Origin of the sequence: Montanilutibacter psychrotolerans, from assembly GCF_003719825.1 — a bacterium.
Lineage (GTDB): Bacteria > Pseudomonadota > Gammaproteobacteria > Xanthomonadales > Xanthomonadaceae > Montanilutibacter > Montanilutibacter psychrotolerans.
The window spans coordinates 384,163-403,349 of sequence record NZ_RIBS01000001.1; the positions used below are offsets into that span (position 1 = coordinate 384,163).

20 protein-coding genes are annotated in these 19,187 nt (G+C 67.0%); 15 read left to right on the forward strand and 5 right to left on the reverse strand.

The annotated features are described in order from the left end of the window. Positions 1-121 precede the first annotated feature (121 nt). The 6 genes from EER27_RS01590 (at position 122) to EER27_RS01615 (ending at position 5,391) form a co-directional block, all read left to right on the forward strand. Positions 122-1,078 (forward strand): lytic transglycosylase domain-containing protein, encoded by a 957-nt coding sequence (locus EER27_RS01590; RefSeq protein WP_123086654.1) that lies wholly within the window; start codon positions 122-124, stop codon positions 1,076-1,078. 188 nt (positions 1,079-1,266) lie between these two features. Beyond that, entirely contained in the window at positions 1,267-1,887 is a 621-nt protein-coding gene (gene petA / locus EER27_RS01595) for a ubiquinol-cytochrome c reductase iron-sulfur subunit (protein ID WP_123086270.1), read from the forward strand. Positions 1,888-1,890: 3 nt separating this feature from the next. Further along, entirely contained in the window at positions 1,891-3,150 is a 1,260-nt protein-coding gene (locus EER27_RS01600; RefSeq protein WP_123086271.1) for a cytochrome b, read from the forward strand. Further along, positions 3,143-3,928: a cytochrome c1 gene (locus tag EER27_RS01605; RefSeq protein WP_123086272.1), complete on the forward strand. Its 786-nt coding sequence runs from the start codon at positions 3,143-3,145 to the stop codon at positions 3,926-3,928. Before EER27_RS01600 ends, EER27_RS01605 begins: the two co-directional genes overlap by 8 nt. 157 nt (positions 3,929-4,085) lie before the next feature. Then, the gene (locus tag EER27_RS01610; RefSeq protein ID WP_123086273.1) at positions 4,086-4,721 is read left to right on the forward strand and encodes a glutathione S-transferase N-terminal domain-containing protein; all 636 of its coding nucleotides are present in this window, start codon (positions 4,086-4,088) and stop codon (positions 4,719-4,721) included. A 124-nt stretch (positions 4,722-4,845) separates the two neighbouring features. Further along, entirely contained in the window at positions 4,846-5,391 is a 546-nt protein-coding gene (locus EER27_RS01615) for a ClpXP protease specificity-enhancing factor (protein WP_123086274.1), read from the forward strand. A gap of 28 nt (positions 5,392-5,419) precedes the next feature. On the opposite strand, the gene EER27_RS01620 is transcribed toward EER27_RS01615, so the two are convergent. After that, positions 5,420-5,743, reverse strand: a complete 324-nt coding sequence (locus EER27_RS01620; protein ID WP_123086655.1) for a DUF3301 domain-containing protein — start codon at positions 5,741-5,743, stop codon at positions 5,420-5,422. A 71-nt stretch (positions 5,744-5,814) separates the two neighbouring features. Between EER27_RS01620 and EER27_RS01625 the strand changes: the two genes are divergently transcribed. Then, on the forward strand, positions 5,815-6,678 hold the full coding sequence (locus EER27_RS01625; protein WP_190285590.1) for an FHA domain-containing protein: 864 nt from the start codon (positions 5,815-5,817) through the stop codon (positions 6,676-6,678). Between the two features lie 15 nt (positions 6,679-6,693). On the opposite strand, the gene nadC is transcribed toward EER27_RS01625, so the two are convergent. Both nadC and EER27_RS01635 read right to left on the reverse strand, forming a co-directional pair. Further along, positions 6,694-7,572: a carboxylating nicotinate-nucleotide diphosphorylase gene (gene nadC, locus EER27_RS01630; RefSeq protein WP_123086276.1), complete on the reverse strand. Its 879-nt coding sequence runs from the start codon at positions 7,570-7,572 to the stop codon at positions 6,694-6,696. After that, the gene (locus EER27_RS01635) at positions 7,569-7,835 is read right to left on the reverse strand and encodes a Trm112 family protein (RefSeq protein WP_123086277.1); all 267 of its coding nucleotides are present in this window, start codon (positions 7,833-7,835) and stop codon (positions 7,569-7,571) included. The genes nadC and EER27_RS01635 overlap by 4 nt, the downstream gene beginning before the upstream one ends. Before the next feature lie 164 nt (positions 7,836-7,999). On the opposite strand from EER27_RS01635, the gene purE reads away from it, so the two are divergent. The 3 genes from purE to EER27_RS01650 are packed head-to-tail and all read left to right on the forward strand — an operon-like array spanning position 8,000 to position 10,284. After that, complete coding sequence (purE, locus tag EER27_RS01640; RefSeq protein WP_123086278.1) at positions 8,000-8,521, forward strand: 5-(carboxyamino)imidazole ribonucleotide mutase; 522 nt, start codon at positions 8,000-8,002, stop codon at positions 8,519-8,521. Then, on the forward strand, positions 8,518-9,657 hold the full coding sequence (locus EER27_RS01645; protein ID WP_123086279.1) for a 5-(carboxyamino)imidazole ribonucleotide synthase: 1,140 nt from the start codon (positions 8,518-8,520) through the stop codon (positions 9,655-9,657). Before purE ends, EER27_RS01645 begins: the two co-directional genes overlap by 4 nt. Positions 9,658-9,663: 6 nt before the next feature. Continuing rightward, positions 9,664-10,284, forward strand: coding sequence for a YegJ family protein (locus EER27_RS01650; protein ID WP_123086280.1), 621 nt, complete (start codon positions 9,664-9,666; stop codon positions 10,282-10,284). Positions 10,285-10,397: 113 nt separating this feature from the next. Here EER27_RS01650 and sodB read toward each other — a convergent pair whose 3' ends face one another. Beyond that, positions 10,398-10,976, reverse strand: coding sequence for a superoxide dismutase [Fe] (gene sodB, locus EER27_RS01655; protein WP_123086281.1), 579 nt, complete (start codon positions 10,974-10,976; stop codon positions 10,398-10,400). A 187-nt stretch (positions 10,977-11,163) separates the two neighbouring features. On the opposite strand from sodB, the gene grxD reads away from it, so the two are divergent. The 5 genes from grxD to ppnN all read left to right on the forward strand — a co-directional run bounded on the left by grxD (position 11,164) and on the right by ppnN (position 17,913). Beyond that, positions 11,164-11,484 carry a Grx4 family monothiol glutaredoxin gene (grxD, locus tag EER27_RS01660; RefSeq protein WP_123086282.1) on the forward strand — a complete coding sequence of 107 codons (321 nt, stop codon included), beginning with the start codon at positions 11,164-11,166 and terminating at the stop codon, positions 11,482-11,484. Continuing rightward, complete coding sequence (locus EER27_RS01665; RefSeq protein ID WP_223807120.1) at positions 11,481-12,218, forward strand: SDR family NAD(P)-dependent oxidoreductase; 738 nt, start codon at positions 11,481-11,483, stop codon at positions 12,216-12,218. Before grxD ends, EER27_RS01665 begins: the two co-directional genes overlap by 4 nt. 125 nt (positions 12,219-12,343) lie before the next feature. After that, on the forward strand, positions 12,344-12,940 hold the full coding sequence (locus EER27_RS01670) for a YhgN family NAAT transporter (RefSeq protein ID WP_123086283.1): 597 nt from the start codon (positions 12,344-12,346) through the stop codon (positions 12,938-12,940). A gap of 248 nt (positions 12,941-13,188) precedes the next feature. Continuing rightward, positions 13,189-16,398, forward strand: coding sequence for a TonB-dependent receptor (locus EER27_RS01675; RefSeq protein WP_123086284.1), 3,210 nt, complete (start codon positions 13,189-13,191; stop codon positions 16,396-16,398). A 135-nt stretch (positions 16,399-16,533) separates the two neighbouring features. Further along, a complete protein-coding gene (ppnN, locus tag EER27_RS01680; protein ID WP_123086285.1) occupies positions 16,534-17,913 on the forward strand; it encodes a nucleotide 5'-monophosphate nucleosidase PpnN in 1,380 nt (459 codons plus the stop codon). Between the two features lie 113 nt (positions 17,914-18,026). On the opposite strand, the gene EER27_RS01685 is transcribed toward ppnN, so the two are convergent. After that, the gene (locus tag EER27_RS01685; protein ID WP_425480804.1) at positions 18,027-19,070 is read right to left on the reverse strand and encodes a sensor histidine kinase; all 1,044 of its coding nucleotides are present in this window, start codon (positions 19,068-19,070) and stop codon (positions 18,027-18,029) included. Positions 19,071-19,187: the final 117 nt, after the last annotated feature.

Below are 19,187 nucleotides of genomic sequence, written 5' to 3' on the forward strand. Positions count from 1 at the left end.
GTCCGCGCCGGAAGGGGGCGCAGTGTACCGGCAACCGTCGGTCGGGGCCGAAAATGGGCGCGCGTCTCGTTTCCGAATCAAGAACTTGGCATTGGCCGTCGAAGAGGACACACTCGCCGTCATGGGGAGGGGACACACACTTTTGTTGGGGGTCTGCTTGCTGGCCAGCGCGCCGGCAATGGCTGGCACCATCTATCGTTGCGACACCGCCGATGGCGGCCGCAGCTATGTCAGCAAGCGTGTCCCGGGCGCCAAGTGCACGGTCGCCAGTTCCTATACCTCCAGCCGCCAGCCATCCGTCCAGGCGGCGCCGGCCGCGGCCGGTAGCGCGGCACCCGCCAACACCGTTGCCGGCTCGCCCGCCTCGATCCATTCCGGCGCACCGGCCACCTTCTTCACCCCGGCCTCCGCTCCGGCGGGTTCGGCGCCGACGGTCGCAGTGGCGGCTCCCGCCGCACCGGCGCCGGTACCGGTGACCGTCGCCTCCCGTGGGCCCCGGCTGGTGCAGGGACAGGTCTACTCGTATATCAAGGATGGCGTGCGCCACTACACCAGCGCGCCGCCGCGCGGCGTGGCCAACGCCAGTGCAGTCCGCACCATCCGATACAGCTTCATGGAGACGTGCTACGCCTGCGGCGTCAATCCGGGCGTGAACTTCGGCAACGTGCGGCTCAACACCGCCGCGTTCCAGGCCGAAATCAGCTCGGCGGCGCGCGAGTTCGGGGTCGAGGAATCGATCGTGCGCGCCATCATCCACGCCGAATCGGCCTACAACCCCAATGCGCTATCCCGCGTGGGCGCGCAAGGCCTGATGCAGCTGATGCCCGCCACCGCGCGTCGGTTCGGCGTGGGCAACGCGTTCGACCCAGGGCAGAACATCCGCGGTGGCGTGCAGTATCTGGGTTGGCTGCTTCGTCGGTTCAACGGCAATCTCACCCTTGCTGCCGCCGGCTACAACGCGGGCGAGGGTGCCGTCGACAAGTACAAGGGCGTGCCGCCCTACAACGAGACCCAGCGTTACGTGGTCCGCGTGGCACAGCTGGCCGAGCGCTACCGCGGCGCAACCGTCGCGCGTTGACGCGACCCGGGCAGCAATCGGGCCTCCTGGAGGCCTTGATCCAGCTCGATCCCTCAGTTCTACGACGTGGCGGATTGTCGGTTCGTTAACCGTTCCGTTACACTTCCCCGTCTTTTGAGCCGCGAGCCGTCGCCAGTGGCGTTGGCGGCGCGGCGAAACTTCGTTATTCAAGCTTTACGGAGTGCCGGATGGCCAACCAAGGGGTCAATGATCCTATCAATACGGGCCGCCGTCGGTTCCTGACCGCGACCACTGCTGTGGTCGGTGCGGTTGGGGCCGGTTTCGTGGCGGTACCGTTCATCAAGTCGTGGAACCCCAGCGCAAAGGCGAAGCTCGCCGGTGCGCCGGTGACTGTCGACATCAGTGCCCTGCAGGAAGGCCAGCGTCTGGTCCAGGAGTGGCGTGGTCAGCCGATCTGGATCGTCAAGCGCTCCAAGGCGATCCTCGAGGCGTTGCCGACCCTGGACGTGCACCTGCGCGACCCGAAGTCGGACAACGCCGACCAGCAACCGGGCTACGTGAAGCAGGCCAGCCCGGAGCTGCGCTCGATCAAACCCGAGATCTCGGTGCTGGTCGGTCTGTGCACGCACCTGGGCTGCTCGCCGGAAATGAAGGCCGAGATCCGCCCCGAGCCGTTCGATCCGGAGTGGAAGGGTGGCTACTTCTGCCCCTGCCACAAGTCGCGTTTCGACATGGCCGGACGCGTGTTCCAGGGCGTGCCGGCGCCGACCAACCTGGTCGTACCGCCGCATTACTACCAGGACGACAACACGATCGTGATCGGTGTCGACCCGAAGGGAGTGGCATAAGCCATGTCGAACATCTTCACCCGCACCGCCAACGGTGTGATGGATTGGGTCAACGCGCGCACGCCGGGCATGATGCCGGCGTATCGCAAGCACATGACCGAGTACTACGCGCCGAAGAACTTCAACCTCTGGTACTACTTCGGCTCGCTGGCGATGCTGGTGCTGGTCAACCAGATCGTCACCGGCATCTTCCTGACGATGCACTTCAAGCCGTCCGCGGCGGAAGCGTTCTCGTCGGTCGAATACATCATGCGCGACGTGGAGTGGGGCTGGCTGATCCGCTACATGCACTCCACCGGTGCATCGCTGTTCTTCATCGTCGTCTACCTGCACATGTTCCGCGGCCTGCTGTACGGCTCGTACCAGAAGCCGCGCGAGCTGGTGTGGATCCTGGGCATGCTGATCTACCTCGTGCTGATGGCCGAAGCCTTCATGGGCTACGTGCTGCCGTGGGGCCAGATGTCGTTCTGGGGCGCCAAGGTCATCATCTCGCTGTTCGGCGCCATCCCGTACATCGGCAACGGCCTGACCGAGTGGATCATGGGCGACTACCTGCCCGGCGACGCCACGCTCAACCGCTTCTTCGCGCTGCACGTCATCGCGCTGCCGCTGGTGCTGTTGCTGCTGGTGGTGCTGCACCTGGGCGCGCTGCATGAGGTGGGTTCCAACAACCCCGACGGCGTCGAGATCAAGTACGGCCCGAAGGGCAATCGCTGGGACAAGAACAAGCCGGCCGACGGCATCCCGTTCCATCCGTACTACACGGTCAAGGATCTGTTCGGCGTCGGTTTCTTCCTGACCATCGCGGCGTTCATCATCTTCTTCGCGCCCGCGTTCGGTGGCTGGTTCCTTGAGCACGACAACTTCACCGAGGCCAACCGCCTGGTGACGCCGGAACACATCAAGCCGGTCTGGTACTACACGCCGTACTACGCGATGTTGCGCGTGGTGCCGCACAAGCTCAGCGGTGTGATCGTGATGTTCGCAGCGATCGCGGTGCTGTTCCTGGTGCCGTGGCTCGATCGTGCCAAGGTCAAGTCCTACCGCTACCGCGGCTGGATCTCGAAGCTGGCGCTGGCAGTCCTGGCGATCTGCTTCGTGTGGCTGGGCAAGATCGGCGCCGGTCCGGGTACCGATCCGGTCGAGACCGACATTGGTCGCGTGCTGACGTTCCTGTACTTCGTCTTCTTCATCACCATGCCGCTGTGGACCAAGTTCGACAAGACCAAGCCGGTGCCGGAACGGGTGACGATGCATGACTGATTCCAATTTTTCCGGCAGCCAGCCCTTCCAGAAGAAGAACATCGTGAAGAAGCTCGCCACCTTCGCCGTTGGCCTCCTGGTTTCCGCCTCGGCGTTCGCGTCCGGTGGCGGCAACCTGCAGCAGTCGGGCACCGACCTGGGTGACCGTGCGTCGCTGCAGCGTGGCGCCCAGCTGTACATGAACTACTGCTCGGGCTGCCACTCGCTCAAGTACCTGCGTTACTCGCGCATGGCCGAGGACCTGGGGCTGACCGAAGACGAGGTGATGAAGAACCTCAACTTCACCGGCGCCAAGTTCGGTGAGCAGATCGGCGTCAGCCTGACGCCCGCGCACGCCGACAAGTGGTTCGGCAAGATGCCGCCCGACCTGAGCATCATTTCGCGCGTGCGTGGCAGCGACTGGGTCTACACCTACCTGAAGTCGTTCTACCTGGACGAGTCGCGTCCGCTGGGCTGGAACAACCAGCTGTTTCCGAACGCTTCGATGCCCAACCCGCTGTGGGAGCTGCAGGGACTGCAGCACGCCGAGTACGGCGAGCCCGACGCGAAGACCGGCGACCGTCCCGTGCACGGGCTGAAGATCAGCCAGCCGGGCAAGCTGGACGCGAAAGCCTTCGACCAGGCCACCCGCGACATCACCGCATTCCTCGAGTACGCCGGTGAGCCGGCTGCCCTGAAGCGTCAGACCCTTGGCGTGTGGGTGGTGCTGTTCCTAGCGATGTTCACCTTCCTCGCCTATCTGCTCAAGACCGAGTACTGGCGAGACGTCGAACACTAAAAGGGGCAAGGCCGCTCCGGTGTAAAGAGCCCGCGTTTCGACGCGGGCTCTTCCAAGCACAGGCTGGACGGTGCGAGACTCGAGGCCGTGACGACCGCCCGCAACGGGTGGGCGGCGTCTTGCGACCGGCGGAAAGCGGTCGCCAGAGAGGTCGACGATGGCGGCGAGTCCACGTATGCGTAATGCCCTTACCCTGTTTTCCTCGACAGACTGCGTGTTGTGCCATCGCGTGCGCCTGGTGCTCGCGGCCAAGGGCGTTACCTACGACCTGATTCCGGTCGATCCGCAGAACCCGCCCGAAGACCTGGTCGACCTCAATCCGTACCACTCGGTGCCGACCCTGGTCGAGCGCGACCTGGTGCTGTACGCGGCCAGCGTGGTCAGCGAATACCTCGACGAACGCTACCCGCATCCTCCGTTGATGCCGGTCGACCCGCTTTCGCGGGCGCGCCTGCGCCTGGCAACGCTGCGTCTGGAGCACGATTGGGTGCCGCAGGTGCAGGCGATCCAGCTGGGCAACAAGACCCAGGCCGAAGCCGGACGCAAGCGCCTGAAGGAACTGCTGACCGCCTCGGTGCCGCTGTTCAAGGCGTTCAAGTTCTTCCTCAACCCCGAGATGAGCCTGGCCGATTGCGCGATGGCCCCGATCATCTGGCGCCTTGACGCACTTGGCGTGCCGCTTCCCAAGGACGGCAAGGCGATCGAGGACTACGGCAACCGGATTTTCCGCAATCCCGGGTTCACCCGCAGCCTGACCGACCAGGAGCGTCGCCTTCGCGACATGCCCACCTGACCGGCGTGGCCGCGGTGGCACGCCGATGCAGCGGGTGCCACCGTTCTCCAGCCGGTTTGGGTAGCCGGCCGCGACCTTTGCGACACAGGCGCGGCCGACCGCTGCGGCAGGCTAAAATGCCGGCATGAGTGAAGACAGCAACACGATGACCAGTCACCGCCCGTACCTGCTGCGGGCGCTGTACGAATGGATCGCCGACAACGGCATGACCCCGCACCTGCTGGTCGACGCGACGCGTCCCGGCGTGCAGGTTCCGGCGCACGCCGTCAACGATGGGCGCATCGTGCTCAACGTGGCCGAGCGCGCGGTGTCGCGCCTGCAGATGGACAACGACCTGATCCGTTTCAGCGCCCGTTTCGGTGGCGTCAGCCACGCGATCTCGGTGCCCGTGGGCGCGGTGCTGGCGATCTATTCGCGCGAGACCGGGCAGGGCATGGCCCTTCCCGACGATGGGCTGGCCGGTGATGCGGCCGAGGCCACCGAAATCGGCGAAGACGATTTCGACGCCACGCCGCCGACCGTTCGACGCGACGGACCGGGACCGGTGCTCGCGCCGGTTCCCGACCAACCCGCGCCCTCGGCCGAAGGCCACGCCGAGGACGCCAGTGGCGATGACGATGGCCCGGCTCCGCCGCCCAGGCGTGGTCCGAATCTGCGGATCGTGAAGTAGGCGATCGGCCCGCGTCGTGCGGGCAGGGTTACAGGAGCGATGACGGCGTCGGCGGCAACGGTCCGCTGAAGGCCATCAGGCGATCGCCGCGCAGCACCATGCGGCCGATGTGGCGATCCTGCCCGTCCAGCGAATAGTCGAATCGGAAGGTGCGCTCCCAGCCCAGCCAGCCGCTTTCATGGCGGCAAACGCGCAGGCCGATGGCATGCACGCTGTGGTCGAGCCATTGCACACCCGCCACTCGGCAGGCGTCACGGCCAAGGGTTTCAGCACGTTCCGCGGCAGCGCGGCCCGAGCTCCAGAATGCGAACGCGGTCGCGGCCGCGATCATCAGGAAAAGTAAAGTCGGCATGCTCGTACTGTGGTGACGCAAGGCGTCGCAGACAAGCATGGGCCAGGGGTTTTTCAGGGGGACCCGCGTCAATGAAGCTAGTTTTTCCGGGGGGAGAGCACCCCCAGGTCCTGCTTGGCCAGGGCGTCAGCCGGATTGGCTCCGATCCGGATGCCAACATCGTCATCGAACGTCCCGGCGTGATGCCGCAGCACTGCCAACTGCACGTCAGCGAGCAGGGGGTCACGCTCGACGTGCGCCCCGGTAGCGCGGTCACCGTCAACGGCCGTGTGGTGGACGGACTGATCCGGCTTCGTCCGGGCGATACCGTGGCCTTCGACCAGGTGCAGGCGTTGCTCGCGTCGATGGAACTGGTCGCGCCGGTGGGAAAGATCGAACTGCCTTCGAAGTGGATGCCGCCAGCCAACGAGGACCCGGGTGTGACCGCGGTGCGGGCCGTGTTGCCGCGGTACGTGCTGCGCGGGCTCGGTGGGGCAGTGGACGGTCGCAACGTCCCGTTGCATGGCGTGCTCAACGTCGGCCGGTCTGCCGAATGCAACTTCAAGCTCGACGATCCCAGCGTTTCGCGGACCCACGCGCGCCTGGAACTGACCGAACTGGGCGTGCAGGTCGTCGACCTGGGCTCGATCCACGGTTGTTATCTCAACGGTCGTCGCGCCGCGCGCTTCGAGGCGCACGCCGGCGACGACATCGGCTTCGGTGACTTGCGCTTCCGGCTGATCGCGCCGGCCGTCCCGCCTTCCGCGTCACCGCCGCGTCGCGCACCCATCCGGGCGCCGGCACCGGCCGCCGGACCCGCCGCGGGCACGTTGGCCAGCCTCGCGCCCCGCGAGCGCTGGAAGGCGCCCAAGCAGGTTTCGCCCGCCTTGCAGCTGGGGTTGATCGTGCTGGCGGCGGTGGCCGCGCTGGCAGTGGCGGTCGCGCTGTTGCGCTGATCGCACCGGCCGGGTTCAGCCGCCTGCCGGCGGTGGACCGAGCTTCAACGAGAGGTCGATCGCGCGCACGTGCTTGGTCAGCGCGCCGATGGAGATGCAGTCAACGCCGTCCTCGGCGATCGCGCGCAGGCCGGCCAGATCGACCCCGCCCGATACCTCCAGCGGAATTCGCTTGCCCGAGTGTGCCGCGGCGATGCGCACGGCCTCGCGCCGCGTCGGGGCATCGAAATCGTCGATGAGGATTCGGTCGCAACCCACCGCCAGTGCCTCTTCCAGCTGCGCCAGCGTCTCCACCTCCACCACCAGCGGCAGGCCCGGGTGCATCGACTTCGCCGCGTGCACGGCGGCGGTCAGCGAGCCCGCCGCGCGGATGTGGTTCTCCTTGAGCATCACCGTGTCGTACAGGCCGATGCGGTGATTGTTGCCGCCGCCGACGCGGACCGCGTACTTCTGCGCCAGGCGCAGGCCGGGGATGGTCTTGCGGGTGTCGAGGATCTTGGCGCCCGTTCCACGCACGGCATCGACATAGGCGGCGGTGACCGTCGCGGTGGCCGACAGCGTCTGCATGAAGTTGAGCGAGGTGCGCTCGGCGCTGACCAGCGCGCGAGCACGGCCCTGCAGGGTCGCGAGCACGGTGCCGGCGACCACGCGGTCGCCCTCGGCGACATGCCAGTCGATGTACACGTCGGGGTCGAGCGCGCGATGGCAGGCATCGAACCACGGCCGTCCGCACACCACGGCGTCTTCCTTGCACAGCAGGTAGGCGCTGTCGGCGACATCGGGCAACAGCGCGGCGGTCACGTCGCCGCTCCCGAGGTCCTCGCCCAGTGCCTGGGCGATGTCGGCGTCGACCTGTGCGGCGGAGGGCGGTGCGAACGTCGCCGCGCCACTCATGCCGGGAAGCCGTCGACCTGGGCCGTGGCGATCCCTTCCTCGACCAGCAGCACCGGGATGCCGTCGTCGATGCGGTAGACGGTCTTGCGATCGCGCGTCAGCAGCGCCTCGCGAACGGCGGCGGTCTGCGCGCCGCCGTCGCCACGGACCACGCCGCCGGCTTCGATCGCGGCGTTGAGCGCCTGCAGGCCGCGGCTGTCGAGCAGAGCCAGCGGCTGGCGGGTGGCGGGACAGACAAGCAGGTCGAGCAGTTTGCGATCCATGGGGCAGGGTTCTCCGGGAACCGTCGGTGTCGGCGGGGCGGTGCCGCCCCTTGCCGGGGTGCCGTAGGGGCGACGTGTGGACGTGGCGCCGGCGGATTGGGCGCGCCGCGCGTGGCGTCGGCGTGCCGGGCCGGTAGAATACCGTTTTGCCGCAAGGGCGAGCCATGACCCAACCAGCCACCCCGCCGGATACCGGCACCGCGCCGCTGGTCGGCATCGTGATGGGCTCGCGCTCCGACTGGGAGACGATGCAGCACGCTGCCGCGAAGCTCGAGGCGCTTGGCGTCCCGCACGAAGTGCGCGTGGTGTCCGCGCACCGAACACCCGACGTGCTGTTCTCGTACGCGGCCAGTGCCGCGGGCCGTGGTCTGCGCGCGATCATCGCCGGCGCCGGCGGCGCCGCCCATCTGCCGGGCATGATTGCCGCCAAGACCGCCGTCCCGGTGCTCGGCGTGCCCGTGCAGAGCAAGGCGCTCAACGGCATGGATTCGTTGCTGTCCATCGTGCAGATGCCGGCCGGCATCCCGGTTGGCACGTTCGCGATCGGCAATGCCGGCGCCGCCAATGCCGCCCTGTTCGCCGCCGCGATGCTGGCGCACGACCACCCCGCAATCGGCGCGGCGCTCGATGCCTTCCGCACCCGCCAGACCGAAGACGTCACCAACAACGACGACCCCCGACAATGACCACCGTAGGCATCCTGGGAGGCGGGCAGCTGGCCCGCATGATGGCGCTCGCCGGCGCGCCGCTCGGCCTGCGTTTCCTGGTCATGGACACCGCCGCGGATGCCTGCGCCGGGCAGTTCGCGCCGATGGTGGTCGGCGACTACACCGACCAGGAGGCGCTGGCCGAATTCGCATCGAAGGTCGATGTCGCCACCTTCGATTTCGAGAACGTGCCGTCCGAATCCGCGCAGTGGCTGACCGACCACGTCCCGGTGTTTCCGAATCCGCGCGCGCTGGCGACCGCCCAGGACCGCCTTGCCGAAAAGACCCTGTTCCGCCAGCTCGGCATCCCGGTGCCGGAGTTCGCCGCGATCGACAGCCGCAACCAGCTCGACGCGGCGATTGCCACGATCGGCACGCCGTGCATCCTCAAGACCCGCCGGCTGGGCTACGACGGCAAGGGGCAGTTCCGCATCCGGACTGCGGCCGATGCCGCCGCCGCCTGGGACGCGCTGGGTGCGCAGGCCGGCAAGGTCGGCCTGATCCTCGAGGGCTTCGTGCACTTCGAACGGGAGTTGTCGGTAGTCGCCGTACGGGGCCGCGATGGCGAGTTCCGCACCTGGCCGCTGACCGAGAACTGGCACGTCGACGGCGTGCTGTCGGCCAGCCTGGCGCCGGCGACGGTCGATGCGGCATTGGCCGAGCTCGCCGCGTCGCATGCCAGGAAGCTGGCCGAGGCGCTGGACTACGTCGGCGTGTTCGCACTTGAACTGTTCTGCCGCAACGGCGAGCTGCTGGCCAACGAGCTGGCGCCGCGGGTGCACAACTCCGGCCATTGGACGATCGAAGGCAGCGAGACCAGCCAGTTCCAGAACCACCTGCGTGCCGTGCTTGGTCTGCCACTCGGCGACACGCGCATGGTCGGCCACGCGTGCATGCTCAACTGGATCGGGCAAATGCCCGATGCCTTGGCGCTGCTCGGCGAACCCGGCGGCCATTGGCACGACTACGGCAAGCTGCCGCGCGAAGGCCGCAAGGTGGGGCACGCCACAGTGCGCGCCGATTCGCCGGCCGCGTTGGCCACCGCGCTGGGCCGTGTCGGCGAGCGGCTTGGCCGCCAGTCGCAGGTGGCGCCCGTCGTTGCGGCCCTGGACTGACCCGCGATGACGCAGGCCGCCATCGGCGTCGATATCGGCCGGTGTCGCGCCGTCGAACAGCCCGACCCGGTCGCTGGTCATCGCACCGGCAAGCCGTCGTCTTCGGCCGTTTTGCGGCGGTGTGTGTTGCTGTTGCTGCTGTCATTGGCCGCATGCGGCGAATCGCCCGCACCGGCAACCCTCGCCGAGCGCGCGCAGGCCGACGAGGTGGCGCTGGTGTCCGCCGAGGATGCGGGCATGCGCGCGGCGTTCGCCCAGGCGCGCGCGTCGCTCGATGGCTTCCTGGCGTTGGCGCTGGCCAAACCGGCACCTGCGGGCTTGGGTGATTTCGCCGTCAAGGTGCCGATCAGCCAGGACGGTGCCACCGAATATTTCTGGCTGAGCGATCTGTCCGTCGATGGCGACGGATACTCGGCCCTGATCGCCAACCGGCCGGAAGTCGTGACCCGCGTCGCGCAGGGCCAGCGCCATCGGTTTGCCCGTGCCGACATCGTCGACTGGACGTACACCGACGCCGACACGCGGCGCATGCACGGCAACTTCACCGCCTGCGCGTTGCTGGCCAAGGAGTCGCCCGCGCAGGCCGAGGAGTTCCGCCAGCAGTACGGGCTGGACTGCGCACGCTGAGCGCGTTGTGGTGGACCCCGATCGCGCGAAAACCGATCGGTCCGCACGCATAAGCGCAAACGCAAACGGCCGGGTCGCCCCGGCCGTTTTTTCTTGCGCGTGCGACGTGCCGCTTACTTCATGTTCGAAGCGACGAAGTCCCAGTTGACCAGGTTCCAGAACGACTCGACGTACTTCGGGCGGGCGTTGCGGTAGTCGATGTAGTACGCGTGTTCCCACACGTCGCAGGTCAGCAGCGGCGTGTCCTCGCCGGTCAGCGGGGTGGCGGCGTTGGAAGTACTGACCAGCGCCAGCGAACCATCCGGGCGCTGCACCAGCCAGCCCCAGCCCGAACCGAACGTGCCGACGGTGACCTTGGTGAACTCTTCCTTGAACTTGGCGAAGTCGCCGAACGCCTTGTTGATGGCATCGGCCAGCTTGCCGGTCGGCTCACCGCCGCCGTTGGGCGACAGGCAGTTCCAGTAGAACGTGTGGTTCCAGATCTGCGCGGCGTTGTTGAACACGCCGCCCTGCGACTTGCGGATGATGTCTTCCAGCGACATGTCCGCAAACTCGGTGCCCGGGATCATGTTGTTGAGGTTGGTGACGTAGGCCTGGTGGTGCTTGCCGTAGTGGAAATCGATGGTCTCGCCGGAGATGTGCGGCTCGAGCGCGGTGCGGTCGTACGGCAGGGCGGGCAGTTCGATGGCCATGGTGGTTCCTTAGCTGGCAGGGAGGCTGGCGGGATGTTCCCGGGGGAGGGTGCCGGTGTCGCGAGGGCCGCAGGGGCCGCATCGGCGGGGTGCTAACGCTTACAATGTCGCATTCTACCAAGCGTCACCCAATCCCACGCCCACGCCTGGCCCACGGCCGGTGATGGGCCTCCGCAGGAGTTGCACCATGTCTGTGATGGAACGGATCCAGGCCGAAGTCGAAGCCCATCCGGTCGTGTTGTTCATGAAGGGCACCGCGCAGTTTCCGATGTGCGGTTTCTCCAGCCGCGCAGTCCAGGCGCTGAAGGCCGCCGGCGCGACGCAGCTGCACACAGTCAACGTGCTCGAAGACCCGGAAGTGCGCGCCAACCTGCCGCGCTACTCCAACTGGCCGACCTTCCCGCAATTGTTCATCCACGGTGAGCTGATCGGCGGCTGCGACATCACGCTCGAGCTGTTCGAATCGGGCGAGCTCGCCCGCATGATCAGCGAGACCCAGCGCCAGTGAGCCCGGCGCAGGAAAGCCCCGGTGCGTTGGCCGGGCGTGTGGTGCTGGTCAGCGGCGCGCACGGTGGGCTGGGAAGCGCCGCGTCGCTGGCGTGCGCCGAGGCTGGCGCGACCGTCGTGCTGCTGGGTCGCAAGCTGCCCAAGTTGAACCGCCTCTACGACGCGCTGGCCGCGGCCGGGCCCGAGCCATTGCTGTATCCGTTGGACCTTGAAGGCGCGAGCCCGGACGATTTCGCCGAACTTGCCAGCCGCATCGAGTCCGAGCTTGGCCGCCTCGACGGCGTGCTGCATTGCGCTGCCGAGTTTCGTGGCCTGACACCGCTGCTCACCACCGATCCGGCGGCGTTCGCGCGCGCGATCCACGTCAACCTCACCGCGCCCTGGTGGTTGTCCCAGGCCTGCCTGCCGTTGCTGGCGAAGGCCGAGGATGCCGCGTTGGTGTTCGCGATCAATGACCTCGCGAAGGCCGGCCAGGCGTTCTGGGGCGGCTACGGTGTTGCCCAGCAGGGGCTGGCCTCGCTGGTGGCGATGCTGCATGCCGAGCTGGGGAGCTCGCGCGTGCGCGTGTCGGGCCTGCAGCCCGGGCCGATGCGCACGCCGTTGCGATCGCGTGCCTATGTCGACGGCAACGATCGTGGCGCACGGGAACCCGCGCTGTGTGCCCCCGACTGCGTGACCCTGCTGTCGCCCGCGGGCGCCGTTTACCGCGGACAGGTCTGGGTGCCCCCGCGCTGACCCTGCGCGGGCGCCCGCCGCCCGCACCCATCCACGACGCCATCCCGCTGCCCGGCTCGCGGCTGGGGTAACGTTGGCCTGCTCGGGGCGGCACGGTGCTGCGCCAGGGGCCATTCGAGGTTTTCATGACCATTGCTTCGGCCGCGCTGCTGCTGTTCCTGATCCTCGATCCGCTCGGCAACATCCCCATCTTCCTGAGCCTGCTGCGCACCTTGCCGCCGAAGCGGCAGCGGATCGTGCTGGCCCGCGAGCTGCTGATCGCGCTTGGCGTGCTGATGGTGTTCCTGTGGGGTGGCAAGTACGCCCTGGAGGTCATGCACCTTCGCCAGGAGTCGGTGTCGATCGCCGGTGGCATCGTGTTGTTCCTGATCGGCATCCGCATGATCTTTCCGCCGCCGGAAGGCCTGATGGGCGAGCTGCCCGACGGCGAGCCCTTCATCGTGCCGATGGCCATTCCGCTGGTGGCCGGGCCCTCGGGCATGGCGGCGGTGATGCTGATGGGCAGCAACGAACCCGACCGCCTCGGCGAATGGAGCATCGCGCTGCTGGCGGCCTGGTTTGCCACCGCCGCGATCCTGTTCAGTGCCACCTATCTGTACCGCTGGCTGGGCTCGCGCGTGCTCACTGCGGTCGAGCGCCTGATGGGCATGCTGCTGGTCGCGATTTCGGTGCAGATGGTCATCGATGGCCTGGGCACCTACCTGCAGATTTCCGCGCCCTGAGCGATAGGTCGAGCTTGTCCTGTGGGGTGGGGCAAAGCCCCCAGGCCCCGCGCCGCATTGCGCACGGCGTTTGACAGTGGTCACAGGGCTGAAACACATGCGGCCTAGTATGTTAATCTGTTGTTAACCCGGCGGGGCGCTGCCCGTTGCCCGGGTATGGGGTACTCCACCACCACCCGGCCGGAACCACGTCGCCGTCAGGCGACGTCGTGTTCCCGCCCTGCATTCCACGTACCGAGGCCTTTGCAATGACCCATCCGAATCGTGTCCGGTTGTCCAAGCTCACGCTTGGACTGCTCGCCGTCCTAGCCACCGCTCCGGTTTTCGCGCAGAGCACCTCCGCCGGTGTCGGCGGTACGGTTGTCGGCACCGACGGCCAGCCCGTCGCGGGCGCAGAAGTCACCATCACGCACACCGAGTCGGGCACCGTCAGCCGCGCCACGACCGACGCCAGCGGCCGCTACACCGCCCGCGGCCTGCGTGTCGGTGGCCCGTACACGATCGTGATCAACAAGTCCGGCGCCGGCAGCACCACCGAAGACGGCGTCTTCCTCAACCTGGACAAGGTCAACCAAGTCGACGTCTCGCTCGGCGGCGAAGTCACCCAGCTGGAAACCGTGCAGGCCGTCGTGGCCTACGGCTCGGACGTGTTCAGCGCGACCAAGATGGGCGCCGGCTCGAACGTCACCCGCCAGCAGATCGAAGCGTTCCCGTCGATCGAACGCAACCTGCAGGATTACGCGCGCCTCGACCCGCGCGTCAGCCAGACCGACAAGTCGCGCAACGAGATCTCGGTGGGCGGCCAGAATCCGCGCTACAACGCCATCCGCGTTGACGGCATCAGCACCAACGACGCGTTCGGCCTCGAGTCGAACGGCTTGCCGACCCCGAAGCAGCCCTTCTCGATGGATGCCATCGACGAAGTGTCGATCGACGTCGCCAACTACGACGTCACCATCTCCGGCGGCACCGGCGGCGTGATCAACGCGGTCACCAAGTCGGGTACCAACGAGTTCCACGGTTCGGTCTACGGCCTGTACCGAGACAACTCGATGGTCCGCAAGAACGAAGACGGCAGCAAGTTCTCGGGCTTCGAGGACGACACCACCTACGGCGCGACCTTCGGTGGTCCGCTGATCCAGGACAAGCTGTTCTTCTTCTTCAACTACGAGAAGTCCGAGCAGACCGCCGCCGGCCCGACCTTCGGTCCGGTGGGTTCGGGCGCGTCGAACACCGTCAACGTCACCCAGCAGCAGATCGCCGACATCCAGCGCATCGCGCGCGGCTACGGCTTCGAGTCCGGCGGCTACGGTGTTGGCGGAGCCGATACCACGTCGGAAGAGTACGGCCTCAAGATCGACTGGAACATCACCGACAACCAGCGCGCCAGCTTCCGCTACGGCACCTCGGACCAGAGCGTGGCGGTGTTCCCGGGCTTTGGCAGCACGCAGATCGCGCTCGACAGCTACGCCTACCAGCGCGACTTCGAGTTCGATACCTACACCGCGCAGCTGTTCAGCGACTGGACCGAGAACTTCTCCACCGAAGCGAAGGTTTCCTACCGCGACTACTCGGCCGTGCGCACCCCGCGTGGCGATCTGCCGTCGGTCGCCGTGCGCGTCGGTAACGCCACGGTGAACTTCGGTACCGAAGAGAACACCCACGCCAACATCCTGCAGACCGAGACCTGGAACGCGTTCTTCGCCGGCAACTGGTATGCCGGTGACCACGAGATCAAGTTCGGCTTCGATTACGAAGACAACGACGTCTACAACCTGTTCGGTCGTCGCAGCAACGGCGTCTACGTGTTCAACAGCATCGCCGAGTTCGAAGCCGGTACGCCGGCCTCGTTCCGCTACTTCCATCCGACCAATGGCGATCTGGACAACACCGCCGCCATCTGGGGCATGCGCAGTGTCGGCGTGTTCGTGCAGGACACCTGGGCCGTCAACAGCAACCTGACGCTGAACTTCGGCCTTCGCTACGACCGCCCGATGGTCGACGACAAGCCGACGTACAACGCGGCCGCGCAGGCGGCGTTCGGCTACGACAACAGCCGGACGATCGACGGCAACGGCCTGGTGCAGCCGCGCTTCGGCTTCAACTACACCTTCGACAGCGAGCGCTCGATGCAGGTGCGTGGTGGCGTCGGCCTGTTCCAGGGCGCCGCGGCCAACGTCTGGCTGTCCAACCCGTTCACCAACACCGGCTTCGGCTACGTCGACTACAACCTGTCGAGCGGATTGACGGGTCCGTGCAACACGCCGGACGGTCGCTGCTTCGTCGCCGACCCGGACGGCCAGCTCGTGCTGGTTCCGTCGGGCCAGCGCGCCGGCACTCAGTCGGTCGACTTCATCGATCCCGCCCTCGGCCAGCCGTCGGTGTGGAAGGCCAACCTCGCGTTCGAACACGAGCTGCCGTGGTGGGGCGTCGTGGGCTCGGCCGAGCTGGTGCTGACCTCGGTCAAGGAAGGTCTCTACTACGAGCACCTGAACCTGGGCGCGGCCACCGCGATTGGCCAGGATGGCCGCGCGATCTACTGGGATGCCGCCGGCCGTGATCGGGCCAGCTGGAACCAGTCCGGTTCGCAGCCGTCCGGCGTGCGCGTGAAGGCGCGAGCCAACGCCAACTCCGCCTTCAGCGACGCGCTCATCGCGCGTCCGACCAGCAAGGGCGAGTCGCAGCAGCTCACGGTCTCGCTCAACAAGCCGTTCAACGACAGCGACTTCACCTGGATGCTGGCCTACACCTACACCAACGCGAACGAGGCCAGCCCGCTGACCAGTTCGACGTCTGCGTCGCAGTGGGGCAACAACAACACGTTCCACCCGAACGAGAACGTTTCGGCGACCTCGAGCTACGAGATCCGCGACCGCTTCACCGCGGCGATCAGCTGGAAGCACGCGTTCTTCGGCGACTACAACACCACCGCGTCGATGTTCTACGAGGGGCGTTCGGGCCGTCCTTACAGCTACGTGTTCGACAACGACGCCAACGGCGACAGCCGCTTCGGCAACGACCTGCTGTACATCCCGACGGGCCCGGGTGACGTGCTGTTCGGCAGCGTTGCCGAAGAGACCGCGTTCTGGAACTTCGTCTACGGTGACGAGTACCTCTCGACCCACCGTGGCCAGGTGGCCGAGCGCAACGGCGCCCGTTCGCAGTGGGTCAACCAGTTCGACGTCCGCATCTCCCAGGAACTGCCGGGCTTCATGACCGGTCACAAGTCCGAGATCTGGTTGGACATCCTCAATGTCGGCAACCTGCTCAACAAGGACTGGGGCAAGATCGACGAAGTCGCGTTCCCGGGCAGCCTGGGCGTGGTCGAGTACGGCGGTATCGACCCGACCACCGGCAAGTACGTCTATCGCTTCAACACCCCGGATACCAGCCGTGTCTACGACGACCGCGGCATCTCGCGCTGGTCGCTGCAGCTGGGCTTCCGCTACAAGTTCTGATCGATTGATTGGAATCGCCACATCGAACGGCCGGGGCTTGCCCCGGCCGTTTTCTTTTGTGGGGGCCGCTGCGCTAGAGTCGCCGCGGATAGCGATACGAATGACACGACACGAAACACCGACAAGAGACTGCGAATGACCGACCAGATCGATACACGCCTGCCGACCGTCGACGCGCGCATCTACGCGCGCGGCGGACTCGACATCCTTTCCCGTGGTGAAGTCGCCAAGCTGCGCGATGCCTCGACCGGCATCCACGACCTGCTGCGCGGTTGCGCGCTGGCGGTGCTGACCAGCGGCAGCGCTTCGGACGACCCGCGTGCCGCGCGTGAGCTGTATCCGGACTTCGACATCGAAGTGCAGCAGCAGGACCGCGGCGTACGCATCGAGCTGCGCAACGCGCCGGCGATGGCCTTCGTCGACGGCGAGCTGATCCGCGGTGTCGCCGACCTGCTGTTCGCGGTGGTGCGCGACCTGGCCTACACCACGATCGAGCTGCGCGAAGGTGGGTCTCGTGACCTGCTGTCGAGCGAAGGCATCACCGACGCGGTGTTCGGCCTGCTGCGCAACGCGCGCATCCTGTACCCCACCGATCCCAACCTGGTGGTGTGCTGGGGCGGCCACTCGATCAACCGCGAGGAGTACGTCTACACCAAGCAGGTCGGCTACGAGCTGGGCCTGCGCTCGCTCGACATCTGCACCGGCTGCGGCCCGGGCGCGATGAAGGGCCCGATGAAGGGCGCGACGATCGCGCACGCGAAGCAGCGTCGTCGCCGCACGCGCTACATCGGCATCACCGAGCCGGGCATCATCGCCGCCGAATCGCCGAACCCGATCGTCAACAACCTGGTGATCATGCCGGACATCGAGAAGCGCCTCGAGGCATTCGTGCGCCTCGGTCACGGCATCATCGTGTTCCCCGGTGGCGTGGGCACTGCCGAGGAGATCCTGTACCTGCTGGGCATCCTGCTGCGCGAGGAGAACGCCGACCTGCCGTTCCCGCTGATCCTCACCGGGCCGACGTCGGCCGCGCCTTACTTCGAGCAGATCGACCGTTTCCTGCGCCTGACACTGGGCGAGATCGCCACCTCGCGCTACGAGATCATCGTCGCCGATCCGGCCAAGGTGGCCACGCGCATGGCCGAGGGCATCGCCCGCGTGCGCGAGCACCGCAAGGCCCACCGCGATTCGTTCTTCTTCAACTGGTCGATCGACATCCCGCTGGCATTCCAGCAGCCGTTCGTGCCCAGCCACGAGGCCATGGCCGCGCTCGACCTGCACCACGGCCGCAAGCCGCACGAGCTGGCGGCTGACCTGCGCCGAGCGTTCTCGGGCATCGTCGCGGGCAACGTCAAGGAAGACGGCATGCGTCGAATCGAAGAGTTCGGGCCGTTCGAGATCCACGGCGACGACGACATGATGCAGTCGCTCGATGCGCTGCTGCGTGCGTTCGTCGAGCAGCGGCGCATGAAGATCGCGGGCGAGTACAAGCCCTGCTATCGCGTGGTCACCTGACGCTCGATCCGGTCCAGGCCAGGCAGACGGCCGAACGACATGGGAGCCGGCATGGCGCAACGCCTGCCGGCGGGGCAGGGTGCCTCAGCGAACGTCGGGAGGCCGCGCCGGTCTCACCCGGCGGTGTTGAGCGGCAAGCGCACCGTGGCGATGAAGCGGCTGCCCTGGAGCTGCGTCTGCACGCTGCCGCGCCCGCCGGTCAGGGCCTCGATCCGCACCTGCGAGGCGTTGAGCCCGACTTGATGGCCGGGCACGGCAGGGCCGCTGCGCGGCACCGGATTGCTGATGCGCAGCACCACCGTATCGACGGTGGTGGTGACGGTGACTTCGACATCGCCACCGCCGGGCAGGTGTTCGATGCCGTGGCGGATCGCGTTCTCGACAAGCGGCTGCACCGACAACGCCGGTACCGTTACCGGCGGCAGCTCACGCGGCTGCTGCCAGTTGATCCGAAGGCGATCGCCAAAGCGCAGTGATTCGATCTCCAGATACCGCCGCACCAGCGAGAGTTCGTCTTCGAGCAGGATCTGCCGCGGGCCCGCCAGCGCGGCGCGAAACAGATCGGCCAGATCCAGCAGCAGACGTTCGGCTTCTTCCGGCCGTTGGTGCACCAGTGCCGCACCGGTATTGAGCGTGTTGAACAGAAAGTGCGGGCGAATGCGCGCCTGCAGCGCCTGCAGTTCGGACTGCTTCGCCCTGACCGCATGCAGGCGTCCGCGCCAGTGGTTCTGGAATGCCGCCAGACCCAACAGGCCAACTGTGAGCACGATCACGGTCAGGCGAAGGAACAGCGCTTGCCAGCTTCCGTCGGTCATTGGCCACAGGTCGCCCAACAGGTACCAGGCCGCACCGGCCACCAGCCAGGTGTTCAACACCAGCAGCGCCAGCGCCACGTAGGCAAGCTGGTGCAGGGTCAATGGCGCAAGCAGCCGGCGCAGCACGTACAGCCCGGCCAGGGTCAGCAGCGACACCCACTGCACCATCATCGAGGTCAGTCCGAAGTACACCAGGCGGTCGACGTTGACGCCGGGCGCGAGCGAGAGCACGACGGCAAGCCCCTCGCCGGCAAGCAATACCCACACCAGCGTCGACGTCTGCCAGAGCGCATCCAGTGGAAGGGGACTGACCGAGCGCGGGGAGGTGGGCAAGGGGCTCATCTTCGAGAAGACCTGGCAACTAGGGCCTGTTGACGCCATGGGCGCATGCCTCGCCGGGCCTGAGGCCGTGCGAGGTATGGAAGAGTGAGGGCGCGCATGTCCATACGCAACCGAGCG

Excerpts from the sequence above, each read along its gene's own strand:
- EER27_RS01590 (WP_123086654.1), top strand. The coding sequence starts at position 122 with ATGGGGAGGGGACACACACTTTTGTTGGGGGTCTGCTTGCTGGCCAGC.
- petA (WP_123086270.1), top strand. The coding sequence starts at position 1,267 with ATGGCCAACCAAGGGGTCAATGATCCTATCAATACGGGCCGCCGTCGG.
- EER27_RS01600 (WP_123086271.1), top strand. The coding sequence starts at position 1,891 with ATGTCGAACATCTTCACCCGCACCGCCAACGGTGTGATGGATTGGGTC.
- EER27_RS01605 (WP_123086272.1), top strand. The coding sequence starts at position 3,143 with ATGACTGATTCCAATTTTTCCGGCAGCCAGCCCTTCCAGAAGAAGAAC.
- EER27_RS01610 (WP_123086273.1), top strand. The coding sequence starts at position 4,086 with ATGGCGGCGAGTCCACGTATGCGTAATGCCCTTACCCTGTTTTCCTCG.
- EER27_RS01615 (WP_123086274.1), top strand. The coding sequence starts at position 4,846 with ATGAGTGAAGACAGCAACACGATGACCAGTCACCGCCCGTACCTGCTG.
- EER27_RS01620 (WP_123086655.1), bottom strand. The coding sequence starts at position 5,743 with ATGCCGACTTTACTTTTCCTGATGATCGCGGCCGCGACCGCGTTCGCA.
- EER27_RS01625 (WP_190285590.1), top strand. The coding sequence starts at position 5,815 with ATGAAGCTAGTTTTTCCGGGGGGAGAGCACCCCCAGGTCCTGCTTGGC.
- nadC (WP_123086276.1), bottom strand. The coding sequence starts at position 7,572 with ATGAGTGGCGCGGCGACGTTCGCACCGCCCTCCGCCGCACAGGTCGAC.
- EER27_RS01635 (WP_123086277.1), bottom strand. The coding sequence starts at position 7,835 with ATGGATCGCAAACTGCTCGACCTGCTTGTCTGTCCCGCCACCCGCCAG.
- purE (WP_123086278.1), top strand. The coding sequence starts at position 8,000 with ATGACCCAACCAGCCACCCCGCCGGATACCGGCACCGCGCCGCTGGTC.
- EER27_RS01645 (WP_123086279.1), top strand. The coding sequence starts at position 8,518 with ATGACCACCGTAGGCATCCTGGGAGGCGGGCAGCTGGCCCGCATGATG.
- EER27_RS01650 (WP_123086280.1), top strand. The coding sequence starts at position 9,664 with ATGACGCAGGCCGCCATCGGCGTCGATATCGGCCGGTGTCGCGCCGTC.
- sodB (WP_123086281.1), bottom strand. The coding sequence starts at position 10,976 with ATGGCCATCGAACTGCCCGCCCTGCCGTACGACCGCACCGCGCTCGAG.
- grxD (WP_123086282.1), top strand. The coding sequence starts at position 11,164 with ATGTCTGTGATGGAACGGATCCAGGCCGAAGTCGAAGCCCATCCGGTC.
- EER27_RS01670 (WP_123086283.1), top strand. The coding sequence starts at position 12,344 with ATGACCATTGCTTCGGCCGCGCTGCTGCTGTTCCTGATCCTCGATCCG.
- EER27_RS01675 (WP_123086284.1), top strand. The coding sequence starts at position 13,189 with ATGACCCATCCGAATCGTGTCCGGTTGTCCAAGCTCACGCTTGGACTG.
- ppnN (WP_123086285.1), top strand. The coding sequence starts at position 16,534 with ATGACCGACCAGATCGATACACGCCTGCCGACCGTCGACGCGCGCATC.
- EER27_RS01685 (WP_425480804.1), bottom strand. The coding sequence starts at position 19,070 with ATGAGCCCCTTGCCCACCTCCCCGCGCTCGGTCAGTCCCCTTCCACTG.